13 protein-coding genes are annotated in these 13,991 nt (G+C 71.2%); 9 read left to right on the top strand and 4 right to left on the bottom strand.

The window, feature by feature from the left end:
• Positions 1–8: 8 nt before the first annotated feature.
• The 3 genes from CG740_RS31630 to hemL all read right to left on the bottom strand — a co-directional run bounded on the left by CG740_RS31630 (position 9) and on the right by hemL (position 3,603).
• Positions 9–1,238, bottom strand: a complete 1,230-nt coding sequence (locus tag CG740_RS31630) for a hypothetical protein (RefSeq protein WP_100578819.1) — start codon at positions 1,236–1,238, stop codon at positions 9–11.
• Positions 1,239–1,591: 353 nt separating this feature from the next.
• Positions 1,592–2,284, bottom strand: coding sequence for a histidine phosphatase family protein (locus tag CG740_RS31625; protein WP_100578727.1), 693 nt, complete (start codon positions 2,282–2,284; stop codon positions 1,592–1,594).
• Positions 2,281–3,603 carry a glutamate-1-semialdehyde 2,1-aminomutase gene (hemL, locus tag CG740_RS31620; protein ID WP_100578726.1) on the bottom strand — a complete coding sequence of 441 codons (1,323 nt, stop codon included), beginning with the start codon at positions 3,601–3,603 and terminating at the stop codon, positions 2,281–2,283. Before hemL ends, CG740_RS31625 begins: the two co-directional genes overlap by 4 nt.
• Positions 3,604–3,777: 174 nt before the next feature.
• Here hemL and CG740_RS31615 point away from each other — a divergent pair, with 174 nt between their 5' ends.
• The 8 genes from CG740_RS31615 to CG740_RS31580 all read left to right on the top strand — a co-directional run bounded on the left by CG740_RS31615 (position 3,778) and on the right by CG740_RS31580 (position 12,251).
• On the top strand, positions 3,778–4,362 hold the full coding sequence (locus tag CG740_RS31615; protein WP_199846634.1) for a hypothetical protein: 585 nt from the start codon (positions 3,778–3,780) through the stop codon (positions 4,360–4,362).
• A 249-nt stretch (positions 4,363–4,611) separates the two neighbouring features.
• Entirely contained in the window at positions 4,612–5,007 is a 396-nt protein-coding gene (locus CG740_RS31610; RefSeq protein WP_100578725.1) for a TOBE domain-containing protein, read from the top strand.
• Positions 5,008–5,157: 150 nt separating this feature from the next.
• A complete protein-coding gene (gene modA / locus CG740_RS31605; RefSeq protein WP_100578724.1) occupies positions 5,158–5,988 on the top strand; it encodes a molybdate ABC transporter substrate-binding protein in 831 nt (276 codons plus the stop codon).
• Positions 5,989–6,106: 118 nt separating this feature from the next.
• Positions 6,107–8,086 (top strand): ABC transporter permease, encoded by a 1,980-nt coding sequence (locus tag CG740_RS31600; protein ID WP_100578723.1) that lies wholly within the window; start codon positions 6,107–6,109, stop codon positions 8,084–8,086.
• 69 nt (positions 8,087–8,155) lie between these two features.
• Complete coding sequence (locus CG740_RS31595; protein ID WP_100578722.1) at positions 8,156–8,509, top strand: ArsR/SmtB family transcription factor; 354 nt, start codon at positions 8,156–8,158, stop codon at positions 8,507–8,509.
• Positions 8,493–11,081: a magnesium-translocating P-type ATPase gene (gene mgtA, locus CG740_RS31590; RefSeq protein ID WP_100578721.1), complete on the top strand. Its 2,589-nt coding sequence runs from the start codon at positions 8,493–8,495 to the stop codon at positions 11,079–11,081. Before CG740_RS31595 ends, mgtA begins: the two co-directional genes overlap by 17 nt.
• A 103-nt stretch (positions 11,082–11,184) precedes the next feature.
• Complete coding sequence (locus CG740_RS31585; RefSeq protein WP_100578720.1) at positions 11,185–11,718, top strand: GNAT family N-acetyltransferase; 534 nt, start codon at positions 11,185–11,187, stop codon at positions 11,716–11,718.
• 161 nt (positions 11,719–11,879) lie between these two features.
• The gene (locus tag CG740_RS31580; RefSeq protein ID WP_234376590.1) at positions 11,880–12,251 is read left to right on the top strand and encodes a hypothetical protein; all 372 of its coding nucleotides are present in this window, start codon (positions 11,880–11,882) and stop codon (positions 12,249–12,251) included.
• A gap of 79 nt (positions 12,252–12,330) precedes the next feature.
• Here CG740_RS31580 and CG740_RS31575 read toward each other — a convergent pair whose 3' ends face one another.
• On the bottom strand, positions 12,331–12,762 hold the full coding sequence (locus CG740_RS31575; protein WP_100578719.1) for a GNAT family N-acetyltransferase: 432 nt from the start codon (positions 12,760–12,762) through the stop codon (positions 12,331–12,333).
• A gap of 297 nt (positions 12,763–13,059) precedes the next feature.
• Between CG740_RS31575 and CG740_RS31570 the strand changes: the two genes are divergently transcribed.
• Positions 13,060–13,899, top strand: a complete 840-nt coding sequence (locus CG740_RS31570) for an NAD(P)H-binding protein (RefSeq protein ID WP_100578718.1) — start codon at positions 13,060–13,062, stop codon at positions 13,897–13,899.
• Positions 13,900–13,991 lie beyond the last annotated feature (92 nt).

Here is a 13,991-nt window from a genome sequence, read left to right as displayed (position 1 = left end):
AGGAAGGCCTAAACGGCCTTGAGGAACGTGTTCCAGCCACCGGCGGGAGCCTGTCCCACACCGAGCGTGCGCAGCTTGGCGAGCACCTTCGGGTCCTGGACGTCGAGCCAGTCGCAGTACTGCTTGAAGGAGACGAGCCTCACATCCTTCTTCTCGTCCCGCTTCGCGACGATGCCCTTGAAGGCCTCTTCGACGGCGTCCATATAGATCCCGCCGTTCCACTGCTCGAAGTGGTTTCCGATGTAGAAGGGCGCGCGATTCGTTTCGTAGGCCCGCTTGAATCCGGCGAGATAGGCCTCGGTGGCCTGCTTGCGCCAGCCCGGGTAGTTGGCCGGCGGCGCCTTGGTCGAATTCTTCGACTGGTTGGCGAGGATGTTGTAGTCCATCGACAGGACCTGGAAGGAATGCCCGGGGAAGGGTATTTGCTGGAGCGGCAGGTCCCACAGGCCGTGCCGCTTGACCGGCCACACCTGGGTGCCGCCGGGCGAGGAGGCGTCGTAGCGCCAGCCCAGCTTCTGCGCGGTGGGCAGCAGGTTGTCCTGGCCGAGCAGGCAGGGGGTGCGGCCGCCGGCGAGCTCGCGCTTGTAGTCGAACGGGAGCGGGTCCTCGTCCGTCCAGCCGGTGTTGGTCTTCCACTTGGTGACGAAGTCGATCGCCTGGTCTATCTCGCTCTGCCACTGCGCGGCGGTCCAGTGCTCGACCGTGCCGCGTCCGGAGCAGAAGTGACCGTTGAAGTGGGTGCCTATCTCATGGCCGTCGGTCCAGGCCTGGCGGACGTACTTCAGCGTCTGCTTGAGATGGTCGTCGTTGAGGTAGCCGATGTCGGAGGCGCCGACCGGGTTGTTCGGCGGCCGGTAGAGGCGCTTCTTGGCCTCGGGCAGCAGATACAGGCCGGAGAGGAAGAACGTCATGCCCGCGCCGTGGTCCTTGGCGAGCTGGAGGAAGCGCGGGAAGAGGCCGTTGCCGACCTCGCCGGCGCCGTCCCAGGAGAAGATGACGAACTGGGGCGGGGTCTCGCCGGGCTGGAGCGGAACGGGCTTCTCGGGCTGGTGCGGCTGCTTGCCGGTGTCGGCCGTGGAACCGTCGCCTATCAGTTTCACGTCGGCCTTCTTGGCGGCCGCGTCACCGCTCTCGCCGCCGCCCTTGCCGCCCGATCCGCTACCGCCACCGTTGCCGCCCGAGGTACCGCAGCCGGCCAGGCCGGCCGCCGCCGCGGCCCCCAGACCGAGTCCCAGCATGCCCCGTCGGCTGACGTTCCGGCCGATCTCCCGCATAAGCCCGTCCGTTCCCATCGCTTCGCACCGTCGTCTCGTCGTCCTCGAAGCCCGTGTGCGTCACCGCAGTTGGGCAATCTGTGAGATGTCGGGTGAAACCTGGCCGGTTCCACACAGCTCGCACAAATCTTCGTAAACCGTACGAGATGCGGGTGCGGGTCCAGGGGGCGGGGGGTGAAGGTCGTGCGAACGGTGCGGCCGGGCGGACTGGTTTGGGGGTGCTTGGCCGGCCGGGTGGCCGGGTTGGGCGCGGGCCGGATCACCCTGGCCGGGCCGCGCCGACGGGCCGGCCGGGGTGATCCGGCCGGCCCGAGATGTCAGGCGCCGAAGGCCTTCGACTTGCCCTTGACCGGCTTGGCGCCGGCCAGCAGATGCGCCGGTACGAGATCGCGGGCGGGCTCGCTGTAGCCCACGGACACGATCCGGTCGCCCTGGTAGGTGAAGCTGGTGAGCGAGGCCAGCGTGCACTGCCGCTTGCGCGGGTCGTGCCACAGGCGCCGCTTCTCGACGAAGCTGCGCACGATCCAGATCGGCAGCTGGTGGCTGACGCACACCGCCTCGTGCCCACGGGCCGCGTCGCGGGCCGCGTCCAGGGCGCCCATCATCCGCACGACCTGCTCGACGTACGGCTCGCCCCAGGACGGGCGGAACGGGTTCGTGAGGTGCTTCCAGTTGGCGGGCTTGCGCAGCGCGCCGTCCCCGACGCCGAAGGTCTTGCCCTCGAAGACGTTGCCCGCCTCGATGAGCCGCGGGTCGGTCGCCAGATCCAGGCCGTGCACCTTGGCGATCGGATCCGCCGTCTCCTGGGCGCGCTCCAGCGGGGAGGCCACGACATGCGTGATGTCACGGCCCGCCAGGTGGTCCGCGACCCGGTCGGCCATCTGCCGGCCGAGCTCGGAGAGGTGGTAGCCGGGACGCCGCCCGTAGAGCACGCCGTCCGGGTTGTGCACCTCGCCGTGGCGCATCAGGTGCACGACGGTCAGTTCGTTTCCGGCGTTGTTCTCGCTCATGCGGTGGCCTCCGCTGCGGCACGGGCGGCGGCGGGCAGCGCGGCCGCGATGCGCTCGATCGCGCGCTCGTCGTGGGCGGTCGACACGAACCAGGACTCGAACGCCGACGGCGGCAGATAGACGCCCTGCGACAGCATCGAGTGGAAGAACCCGTTGAAGCGGAAAGCTTCCTGCTTCTTCGCGTCGTCGTAGTCGCGGACCTCGTCGGCCGTGAAGAAGACGGAGAACATGTTGCTCGCCGTCTGCACCCGGTGAGCCACGCCCTCCTTGCTGAGCGCGGCGGTGACCAGCGCCTGGATCTCCCGCGACACGGCGTCGACCTTGGCGTACGCGGCGTCATCCAGCAGCCGCAGCTGGGCGAGGCCGGCGGCGGTCGCGATCGGGTTACCGGACAGGGTGCCCGCCTGGTAGACCGGGCCCGCCGGGGCGAGGTGGCCCATGACGTCGGCGCGGCCGCCGAACGCCGCGGCCGGGAAGCCGCCGCCCATGACCTTGCCGAACGTCATCAGGTCGGGCACGACGCCGTCGACGCCGAACCAACCCGCCTTCGACGTACGGAAACCGGTCATCACCTCGTCCGAGATGTACAGCGCGCCGTTCTTCGCACAGGCCGCCTTCAGACCCGCGTTGAAGCCGTCCGCCGGCGGCACGACGCCCATGTTGCCGGGCGAGGCCTCGGTGATCACGCAGGCGATCTCGCCCGGGTTGGCGTGGAACGCCGCGTGCACCGCGTCCAGATCGTTGTACGGCAGCACGATCGTGTCGCCGGCCTGGGCGCCGGTGACGCCGGGGGTGTCGGGGAGGCCGAAGGTGGCGACCCCGGAACCGGCGGCGGCGAGCAGCGCGTCCACATGACCGTGGTAGCAGCCTGCGAACTTGATCACCTTGGCGCGGCCGGTGAAGCCGCGCGCCAGGCGGATCGCGGACATGGTCGCCTCGGTGCCCGAGGACACCAGGCGGACCTGCTCGACCGGCTCGATCCGGGCCACGATCTCCTCGGCGAGCGCGACCTCACCCTCGCCGGGCGTACCGAAGGAGGTGCCGCGGGCGACGGCCTCCTGCACGGCGGCGACGACCTCGGGGTGCGCGTGCCCGAGGATCATCGGGCCCCACGAACACACCAGGTCGACGTACTCGCGGCCGTCGGCGTCGGTCAGGTAGGGCCCCGTACCGGACACCATGAACCGGGGCGTACCGCCCACGGCCCGGAAGGCACGGACGGGGGAGTTCACACCGCCGGGCGTCACGGCGGACGCACGGTCGAAGAGGTTCTGCGAAACTGGGGCGTCGTATTCGTACGGATAGCTCACACCCGCCATGGTGGCAGAGGCCCGGACGTATCTGCGGACCGGTGTTTCACCGCACCCGCGCTGGGGAGGTCAATGACACGATGATCCGCAGATGATGGAGTGGCATCGGCGGATGATCGGGTTGCGCGGTGGGGGCCGCGGCATCTACAAAGCAGTCGGGCTACAAGCAGTCGGGTGAAGGATATGCATCGCGGTGGCGGACTGGGCGAGGGGACCGATGACCGGGGCCCCGAGCGCGCCCACCGGCGGGGACGGCACCGGCGGCGCGACGCCCAGGACCGGATCGAGCGGGTCGGGGACGGCGCTCTGGCGGGGAACGGAAGTGGCCGGGTGGGGGTGACCTACAAGTACTTCGGTGCCCCGGACGGCGCGACCGCGGCCCGGGTGCCCGTCACCATGCGCCCGGAGGAGCTCGGCGGCGACGAGCTGGGCATGGGCGGCATGTTCACCAAGATCAAGCCGGAGACGATGGCCGCGATGGTCCTCACCGGCATCCAGGGCATACCGCTGCACAAGGTACCTCCGCTGGAACTCGTCGTCCTGCACCCCGACTACGCGGTGGTCAAGCTCCCCATGACGGTCGTCGACCCGCTGCGCGGCGTCGGCGAGGAGTCGGTCGGCGCGGCGGCCTTCATATGGTCCACGGTCCCGGACCGCGGCGGCCCGCGTGACGCGTTCAACGTCTATCAACTCCTGCACGAATGGCAGGACTTCTCGCATCGGCTGCATGAGGCGGGACATCAGCCCTACTGCTTGGTGTGGCCCTGAGCGCCGACGCGTACTGGCCGGCCTGGATCCACATCTCATGAGCGCCCCACCCCGTTGACCACGGAGGGTGGCCGGCGAGGCGTCCTGGGCTGTGCGGAGGAGGCCGAGGGGGCGGCCGCCGGGGCCGTAGAGGGTGGCCGGGGACCGTAACGGGGGCCTTGGACCTTCGTCCATTCGGATCCGCAGCTGCGGTGTATGTTCCGACGGGTCCTTTGTGTATGCGGCGTGAAGACGCCTATCTTGTCGCACATGCAGTCCTACACCATCGGCCAGGCAGCGCGTCTGCTCGGCGTCAGTCCCGACACCGTGCGCCGCTGGGCCGACGGCGGCCGCGTCACGACCCATCGTGACGAAGGCGGTCGCCGACTCATCGACGGGCGGGATCTGGCCGCCTTCTCCATCGAGGTGGGCCAGTCCTCCAACAGCGAGGAAGAGGTGCCCTACACCTCTGTCCGCAACGCCTTCCCCGGCATCGTCACCGCCGTCAAGCTCGGTGACGTCGCCGCCCAGGTCGAGATCCAGGCCGGTCCGCACCGCCTGGTCTCCCTCCTGACCCGGGAGGCCGTCGAAGAGCTGGGCCTTGAGGTGGGCATGCAGGCCACCGCGCGGGTGAAGTCCACCAGCGTGCACATCGACCGCACCTAGGTCGACGACAGGCCACTTCACGTACGTCCCCGCGGCGTCGCCCTTCCCCGGTGACCGACGGACATCCGACCCGGATGGCCCGAGGAAACCCAGCGGGGGAAGCCCTCACCTCCCGGCGCGGCTCGTCAAGTATCCGAAGGAGTTCCAACCATGTCCCTCCTGGCTCTCAGTACCCAGCGCCGCCGCGCCGCCGCGGCCGTCGTCTCCGCCGCCCTGCTGATCCCGCTGGCCGCGGCATGCAGCAGCAGTAGCAAGGACAGCGGCAGCAGCGACAAGAGCGCTTCCCCGTCCGGCAGCTCCAGCTCCGCGCCCAAGGCCGCGCAGCTGACCGTGCTCGCCGCCTCCTCGCTGACCGACGTCTTCAAGGCGGCCGGTGCAGCCTACGAGAAGGAGAACCCGGGCACCCACATCAAGTTCTCCTTCGCCGGCTCGCAGGAGCTGGCCGCCCAGGTCAAGCAGGGCGCCCCCGCCGACGCGCTGGTCACGGCCGACACCAAGACGATGGACGGCCTCAAGGCCGATGTGAACGACTCGTCGGTCATCGCCAAGAACCGCCTGGTGATCGCGACGGGCAAGGGCAACCCGAAGAAGGTCGAAGACCTCAAGGGCCTGACCAACACCAGCCTGAAGGTCGTGCTCGCGGCCCCCGAGGTGCCGGTCGGCCGCTACAGCAAGCAGGTCCTGGACAAGCAGCACCTCACGGTGAAGCCCGTCTCCCAGGAGCCCAACGTCCGCGCGGTCCTGTCCAAGGTCGAGCTCGGCGAGGCCGACGCGGGCATCGTCTACAAGACCGACGCCGCCTCCGCCAAGGGCAAGGTCGACACCGTCGACATCCCGGACGCGCAGAACGCCGTCGCCTCCTACCCGGCCGCCACCCTCAAGGCGTCGAAGAACGCCGACGCCGCCACCGCATTCGTGAAGTGGCTCTCCACGCCCGAGGCGCAGAAGATCCTGGCGGACGCGGGCTTCCAGCAGCCGTAACCGACCCGGCCCCCCTGGCCACCACCGCTCCAACTCCCTTGCGTGGTCCGTCCGTTCGCGCCGCCCGTGCGCGCCGGACGGGCGGACCCCGCGCCATCAGGACACCGGGGGAATCCTCATGACCCGCAGCCGCTTCCGTTCCCGCCGGCGTCCACCCGTGGCCCTGGCGCTGCCCGCGCTGCTCGCCATCGCGTTCCTGCTGATGCCGCTCCTCGGCATCCTGGCCCGCACCTCCTGGGGCGAACTCGGCACACACCTGACCGGCCCCGACGTCACCGAGGCCCTGCGGCTCTCGCTCGTCGTCTCGTTCTGGGCACTGGGTCTCTCCCTTCTTCTCGGTGTGCCCCTGGCCTGGCTGCTCTCCCGGGTCGACTTCCCGGGCAAGTCCCTGGTGCGCTCGCTCGTCCTGCTGCCGATGGTGCTGCCGCCCACGGTGGGCGGTGTGGCCCTGCTGCTCGGATTCGGGCGGCGCGGACTGCTCGGCCCGTGGCTGGAGAACACCTTCGGCATCACGCTGCCCTTCCACACCTCCGGCGCCGTGGTCGCCGCCACCTTCGTCGCCATGCCCTTCCTGGTGATCAGCCTGGAGGGCGCGCTCGGCGGGCTGCGGCCCCGCTACGAGGAGACCGCGGCCTCGCTCGGCGCCTCGCCGTTCCGGGTCTTCCTCACCGTGACCCTGCCGATGGTGGCCCCGGGCCTGGCCGCCGGCGCGGCGCTCACCTGGGCCCGGGCGCTCGGCGAGTTCGGCGCGACGATCACCTTCGCGGGCAACCTCCCGGGCACCACCCAGACCCTCCCCCTCCAGGTCTACCTCCTGCTCCAGGACTCCCCCGAGGCCGCGACCTCGGTCTCCCTCCTGCTCCTCGCCATCGCCATGGCCGTACTCATCGCACTGCGCGGCCGCTGGACGGGCGGTGCCTCGGTACGCGGGGCCGCTCCTTCCCCGGCCGTCGACGACACCGACCCCGCACCCGTCGCGCCCGTCACACCGGCCGGCCCGGTCGGGCCGCAGGATTCGGCCCCGCCGAAGGGAGACGACCCCAAGTCGGCTGCGGAGCAGCCCAGTTGGCCCCTCGATGCCGATGTGACCGGGTTCAACGAGCTGACCCTGCACGCCGAGCCCGGCACCACCATCGCCGTCGTCGGCGAGAACGGCGCCGGCAAAACCACCCTGCTCCGCGCCCTGCTCGGCCTCACCGACCGCGCCCACGCCGTCCTCCGCCTCGGCGACACCGACGTCACCTCGCTACCCCCGCACCAGCGCGGTGTCTCCTGGGTCCCCCAGGACGGCGCCCTCTTCCCCCACCTCAGCGCCCTCACCAACACCGCCTACGGGCTCCGCGCCCAAGGCACCCCGCGCGCAGAAGCCCGCGCCGCCGCCCAGAGCTGGCTCGACCGTCTCGGCGTCGGCCACCTCGCGCACCGCAAACCCGCCCAACTCTCCGGCGGCCAGGCCCAACGTGTCGCCCTCGCCCGCGCCCTGGCGGCCAGGCCGCGGCTCCTCCTCCTCGACGAACCCCTCGCGGCCCTCGACCAGACCACCCGCGCCCACGTCCGCCACACGCTGCGCACGCACCTCGCCGACTTCCCCGGTGTCTGCCTCATCGTCACCCACGACCCCGTCGAGGCCGTCTCCCTCGCCGACCGCGTCCTCGTACTCCACGACGGACGCACCCTTCAAGACGCCCCGCCCACCGAAGTCACCCGGCACCCCCGCTCCCCCTGGGTCGCCCGGATGCTCGGCCGCAACGCCTGGCCCGGACAAGCCACCGCCGACGGCCTCGCCCTCACCGGCGGCGCCCGGATCGTCACGGCCGAACAACTCCCCCCGGACACCCGCGCACTGGCGATCATCGCCCCCGAATCGGTCTCCCTCCACCGCACCCGCCCCGACGGCAGCCCCCGCAACATCTGGCCCGGCACCGTCCGCGAGATCACCACCAGCGGCAGCCGCCTGCGCGTCCTCGTCGCCTCCGACCGAACCCCCGACCTCATCGCCGAGATCACCCCGCACGCGGCCGCCGAACTGCACCTCGCCGAAGGAGCCACCGTGTGGTCCAGCGTGAAGGCGACCGAGGTGACTCTGGTCTCTCTGTGAGCCGGCGCCTCTAGACTGGCCCCCGGAGAAGACAGGCACGGCCATCACACCGAGGAGACGGAGGCAACGGTGACGACGACGAGCAGCACCGATCCGTCGGCCCAGGTGCTCGGCGAGGCAGCGGGGGTCTTCGGACTCCTTGCCTCGCCCGCGCGGCTGCACATCATGTGGACGCTGAGCCATGGCGAGTCCGATGTGTCGGGTCTGGCCGAGAGGGTCGGCGGCGCGCTGCCGGCCGTCAGTCAGCACTTGGCGAAGCTGAAGCTCGCGGGGCTCGTCCGGTCCCGGCGGGAGGGACGGCGGGTCGTCTATCTCGTCGACGATCCCGATGTGGCTCAGATGGTGCGCTGGCTGGTCGCCCGTCTCGGCGGGGGCGTGAAGCTGCCGGGACCGTCGGGACTCGTCCGTGACCTGGGCGCCTGAGCGGAACTCTTCTCTGCAGTTGTCAAGGAGCACTCCGCTTCAGCTGCTTCGGTCGCTCGGTTCCGGTCCACGGGGACTCGTGGAGTCCGAAGCCGAGGCGCGACTTGTGCGATATGGGGAAAACGTCCTCCCCGCCCGCCGAGTTCCGTCCCTGCCGATTATTTTCCTGCGCAGTCTGCGCGACCCGTTCACCGCCGTACTCGCCTGTCTGGCGCTGGTCTCCGCGCTGGTCGCGGCCTGGGCGACGGCCTCGGTCATCGCGGTGCTCGTAGTGGTGAGCTGCGCGCTGCGGGCGGCCGGTGAGCACCGTGCCGACCGGTCGGCGGCCGGGCTGCGGGAGTTGGTGGCCAGCACCGCGACCGTGCTGCGCAGGACGGACGACGACGCGGCGCCGGTGCCGCGCGAGGTCCCGGTGGACCAGGTGGTGCCGGGCGATGTGGTGCGGCTCGCGCCCGGCGACCTCGTACCGGCGGATCTGCGGCTGCTGCGGGCGACCGGCCTGACGATGCATCAGGCGGCGCTGACCGGGGAGTCCGCGCCGGTCCTCAAGTACCCGGTGGACGAGCCCGCGGCGCAGGCACCGCCCGGAGCCGGCCGGGCGCACGCGCTCGACGACCAGGACTTCGACCGGCCCGAGGTCTGCTTCCAGGGCAGCAGCGTGGCCTCCGGCAGCGGCACCGGCGTGGTCGTCGCGACCGGGGCGGACACGCGGTTCGCACGGGCCGACAAGCCGCACCACGACGACCGGCGCACGACGGCCTTCGACCGCTCGGTGTACGGCATCTCCTGGATCCTGATCCGGTTCATGCTGCTCACCCCGCCCCTGGTCCTGATGGCCAACGCGGCGCTGCGCGGCCGGGGCCTGGAGACGTTGCCGTTCGCGGTCGCCGTCGCGGTCGGGCTCACCCCCGAGATGCTGCCGGTCATCGTGACCACCACGCTCGCGCGCGGCGCGTCCGCGCTCGCCCGCACCCACCAGGTGATCGTCAAAAGGCTGCCCGCGCTGCACGACCTCGGCGCCGTCGATGTCGTATGCCTGGACAAGACCGGCACGCTGACCCAGGACCGGCCGGTCCTGGACTGTGCGCTCGACCCGGCCGGGCGCCCCGACGACTCGGTTCTGCACTGGGCCGCCGTCAACAGCCTGTGGACCCTGCAACTCGCCGAACTGCCCGGCGCCGACGCCCTGGACGAAGCCCTGCTCGACGCGGCGGAGGAGCGGCTGCCCGAGGACGCCCTGGAGTACGACGCGGTCGCGGCCCTCCCGTTCGACCCGGTGCGCCGGCTCTCCACGGCCGTGGTCGCCACCCCGCGCCGCCTGGGCCACCACACCTTGGTCGTCAAGGGCGCCGTGGAGGACGTACTGGAACGGTGCAGGCTCTCCGACGAGGAACGGCACCGGGCGGTCGCGTTCGCCGGCCGCCTCGCCGCCGACGGGCTGCGCGTCCTCGCGGTGGCGCTCGCCGAACGGCCCGCCAGCGGGCGCCCGTACACCACCGCGGACGAGCGCGGGCTCACCCTCAAGGGCCTGGTCGGGCTGCGTGACGCGACCGCCGAGTCGGCGGCGGACGCCCTGGCCGCGCTGGGCCATCGGGGCATCGCCGTGAAGGTGCTGACCGGCGACCACCCCGGAACGGCCGCCCGCGCCTGCCGCGAGCTCGGCCTGGACCCGGGCGAGGTCGTCACCGCCGCCTCGCTCGATGCCCTGAGCGACGCCGAGGTGGGCGAACTCGCCGACCGTAGTACTGTCTTCGCCCGCTGCTCCCCCGAGCAGAAGGCCCGGATCGTCCGGGCGCTGCGCGAGCGCGGACACGTCACCGGATTCCTCGGCGACGGCGTCAACGACCTGCCCGCGCTGCGCGCCTCCGACGTCGGCATCTGCCCGCCCGAGGCGGTGGACGTGGCCCGCGAGACGGCGGACGTCGTGCTCGCGGCGAAGGACCTCACCTCGCTCGACCACGCCATCGTGGCCGGGCGCGGGGGCGGCGCCACCATCGCCGGCTATCTGCGAATCACACTCTCCTCAAACCTCGGCAACGTCATCGCGATGCTGACCGCCGGTCTGCTGCTGCCGTTCCTGCCGATGCTGCCCGCGCAGGTCCTGGTGCAGAACCTGTGCTTCGACGCGGCCCAACTGGCCTTCGCCTACGACCGGCCGCGGGCCGCGATGCTGCGCCGCCCGCTCAAGCTGCAACCGCGCGAAGTCCTGGCCTCCGTCACCGGGTTCGGTGTGATCAACGCCGCCGCCGACCTCGCGACCTTCGCCGTACTGGTCTGGGCGATCAGCGACACCCGGGGCGAAACCGCCTTCCACGCGGGCTGGTTCACCGAGAACTTGCTGACCCAGGCCCTGGTGATGGTGCTGCTGCGCACCGGCCGCGGCGGCGGCATCCCGACCACCGCGGGCGTGCTCGCGCTGACCGGCCTGCTGCTCCCGCTCTCGCCGCTGGGCCCGCTGATCGGCATGGCCGCACTGCCCCTGGCGTACTACCCGCTGCTCGCCCTCGTCCTCACCCTGTACGCGGCCGCCCTGTACTGGCTCACCCGGCGGCCCCGGGCCTTGCGCCCCTGACTTTCTGCCCCTGACCGTCCGTCCCTGGCCGTCCCTGGCCGTCCCTGGCCCCTCCGCCCCTGATCGGGGGCCGTTGTCAGACCCGGCGCCTACAGTTCTGGACATGAGCGACACAGCCCGTGAAGTTCCCCCGCGTATCCGGCTGCTGCCCTGGTCGGACGGCGATCTCGCCCTGCTCCGCAGGAAGAACGAGCCGGAGATGACCGAGCACCTCGGCGGCCCGGAGTCCGAGGAGAAGGTGCTGTCCCGGCACGCCAAGTACACGGCGATGAGCGCTCGCCCCGCAGCCGAGGGGCGGATGTTCAAGGTCGTCCTCGACGGGACGGGCGAGGCCGTCGGATCGGTCGGGTACTGGCCGCGAATATGGCAGGGCGAGCCGGTGTACGAGACGGGGTACGGCATCCTTCCCGAGTTCCGAGGCCGCGGTCTGGCCGTCGCGGCGCTCCGGGCGGTTGTGGCGCAGGCCCGCGCCGCGGGCGGCCGGCGCACCCTGCACGCCTATCCGTCCGTGGACCACACCGCCTCCAACGCCACCTGCCGCAAGGCCGGCTTCGTGTGCGCCGGCGAGGTCGAGTTCGAGTATCCGCCGGGCACGACGATCCGCTCCAACGACTGGTGGACCGGTCTGGAGGGCTAGCCGCAGGAGGGCTGGGCGCTGTTCAGCGGCTCGTGGCCGGCGCTGACGGCCCGGGTGGTTGCGGCAGGGACGAGCAGTGCGGATCAGGTGGGCGGATCAGGTGCGCGGATCAGGTGTTTCCTGCATGCTTCCCGCGGTGGACGGCGAACAAGGAGGCTGCTGTGGGGACTCGACGGCTGCACGGATTTCTCGGGGCGTCGGTGGCGCTGGTTCTCGCGGTGTCCGCTGCCACGCTGCTGGGCAGGTCGTGGGCTGCCTGTGACGTGGGGGTGAACAACGCAGCCAACAGCTTTTTCCTGGTGTGGCTGTTCATTCCGGGCGCTTGGACGGTCTTGCTGCTGCTCTGGGCTGCGGCGGGCACCCTCCTTGGGGACCGCCGCCGTCCCCTGCTCCACGCCCTTGCCCTGGCGGTGACGCTGCTCGGTGTTGTCTGGTGCGCCATCTCGATCTTTTGGGAGGGCTCCGCCGCGCCTTCATGTCCCGGCGGCGTGCCCCCGTGGTGGCCGAGCTTCCTCCCTGCCCCGGGATTTTGAGAGGTCCAGTCCCGGTCTTCCACGGCCTGGGCCATGGGCGAACCGGCACTGCGGGTCCAGCGGGCTCGGCCCCGTGGGCTCAGTCCAGCGGCTTGTCGAAGTTGAAGGCCGTCACCGCCATGCGCTCGCGGAAGTAGAAGCGGTGCGCGTCGGTCCGGTGGGTGGCGGAGTCGAGGTTCAGGGAGGTGCAACCCGCCGCCCTCGCGTGGGCCTCCAGGTGCGCGAGGAGGGCGTGGCCCACGCCGGTGGAGCGGGCGGTGGCGGCGGTGACCAGGTCGTCGACGTACAGCTTGCGGACGAAGCCGGTGTTGGCGATGATCCGCCACCCGGCGGCGCCGACGCAGGCCCCGTCGTCGCCGTACGCGGCGGTGAAGCGCAGCCCCTGGGCGTGCCCTTCCCCGTAGATCTCGGCGAAGAGCTCCTCCGTGAGATGCGGTCGGAGTTCGCTGAGTACCGGCAGCAGGTCGTCCGTCAGACGCGGGTCGCCCGGCTCAAGGTCGATGATCTTCATGCCGGAAGGGTAGAGGGCCCGCCCCTCGCCGCCCCGTACGCCCCCGCCTGCACCCTCGGGACTCCCTGCACCCTCGGGACTCCCTGCACCCTCGGGCGCCCTGCCGATATGCGCTTGACGGCCGTGACCTGGTCGAGGATATTTATTTATCTGCGCGGCGCAGATTATGTTTGATGCAGGCTAACGGGGTGCAGGTTAGTGAGGTGCAGGTTGATCGGTCCGACGGTCACCGACGTCAGCTCCCGCCGGCGCCGCCTCAATGGTCCCAACTTCCTTTGCCCAAGGGGTATTTCCACGATGACGATTCTGATCACCGGCAGCCGCGGCAAGGTCGCCACAGCCCTCGTCCCGCTGCTGCGTGAGCGCGGGCTCGACGTGCGTGCGGCTTCCGCGAGTCCCGACAAGCTGGCGCTTCCGGACGGTGTGCAGCGTGCCGTCTGCGACCTCGACGACCCGGCGACGTTCCCGGCCGCGCTGGCGGGCGTCGAGTCGGTCTTCCTGTACGCCAGCCCGAAGCACATCGAGGCGTTCCTCGCCGAGGCGGAGTCCGCGGGGGTGCGGCACGTCGTGCTGCTCTCGTCCAGTTCCGTCATCGAGCCCGGCACCGACACCAATGCCATCGCCGCGATGCACAGCGCGGTCGAGCGTGGCCTGGAGCACTCCGGCATCCCCTCGACCGTCCTCCGGCCCGGCGGCTTCGCGGGCAACGCCCTCGGCTGGGCCTGGGCGGTCAATGCGACCGGCGCTGTGGACCATCCGTTCCCCGGCGCCCAGTCCGCCGTCATCCACGAGGCGGACATCGCGGACGCCGCGGTCGCCGTCCTCACCCGGCCCGAACTGCGCGGCCGCGCCTACCACCTCACCGGGCCGGCCTCCCTGAGCGTCACCGAGCAGGTGGCGATTCTCGCCGAGGCGGCCGGGCGTCCGCTCGTCGTCAACGCCGTGACTGCCGAGGCGTGGCAGGCGTCGACGGCCGACTTCATGCCGCCCGCGATCGCGGAGGCGCTGCTCGACTACTTCGCCTCGCACAACGGGCAGCCCGACGCCGTCACCGACGCCGTACAGGAGTTGACCGGCCATCCGGCCCGCACCTTTGAATCCTGGGCCCGTGAACACGCGGACGCCTTCCGGCCTTAGCGGCAGCCGCGGTGGCGTCCGCGTTCGCGTTGCTCGCGTCCGCGTCCGCGTCCGCGTTCGCGCTGTTCGCGGTGGCGTCCGCATTCGCGTTG

This window comes from Streptomyces sp. CB01201 (assembly GCF_002803085.1).
In the GTDB taxonomy this organism is placed as follows: Bacteria; Actinomycetota; Actinomycetes; order Streptomycetales; family Streptomycetaceae; genus Streptomyces; species Streptomyces hundungensis.
This window is presented reverse-complemented; position numbering and strand designations above follow the sequence as displayed.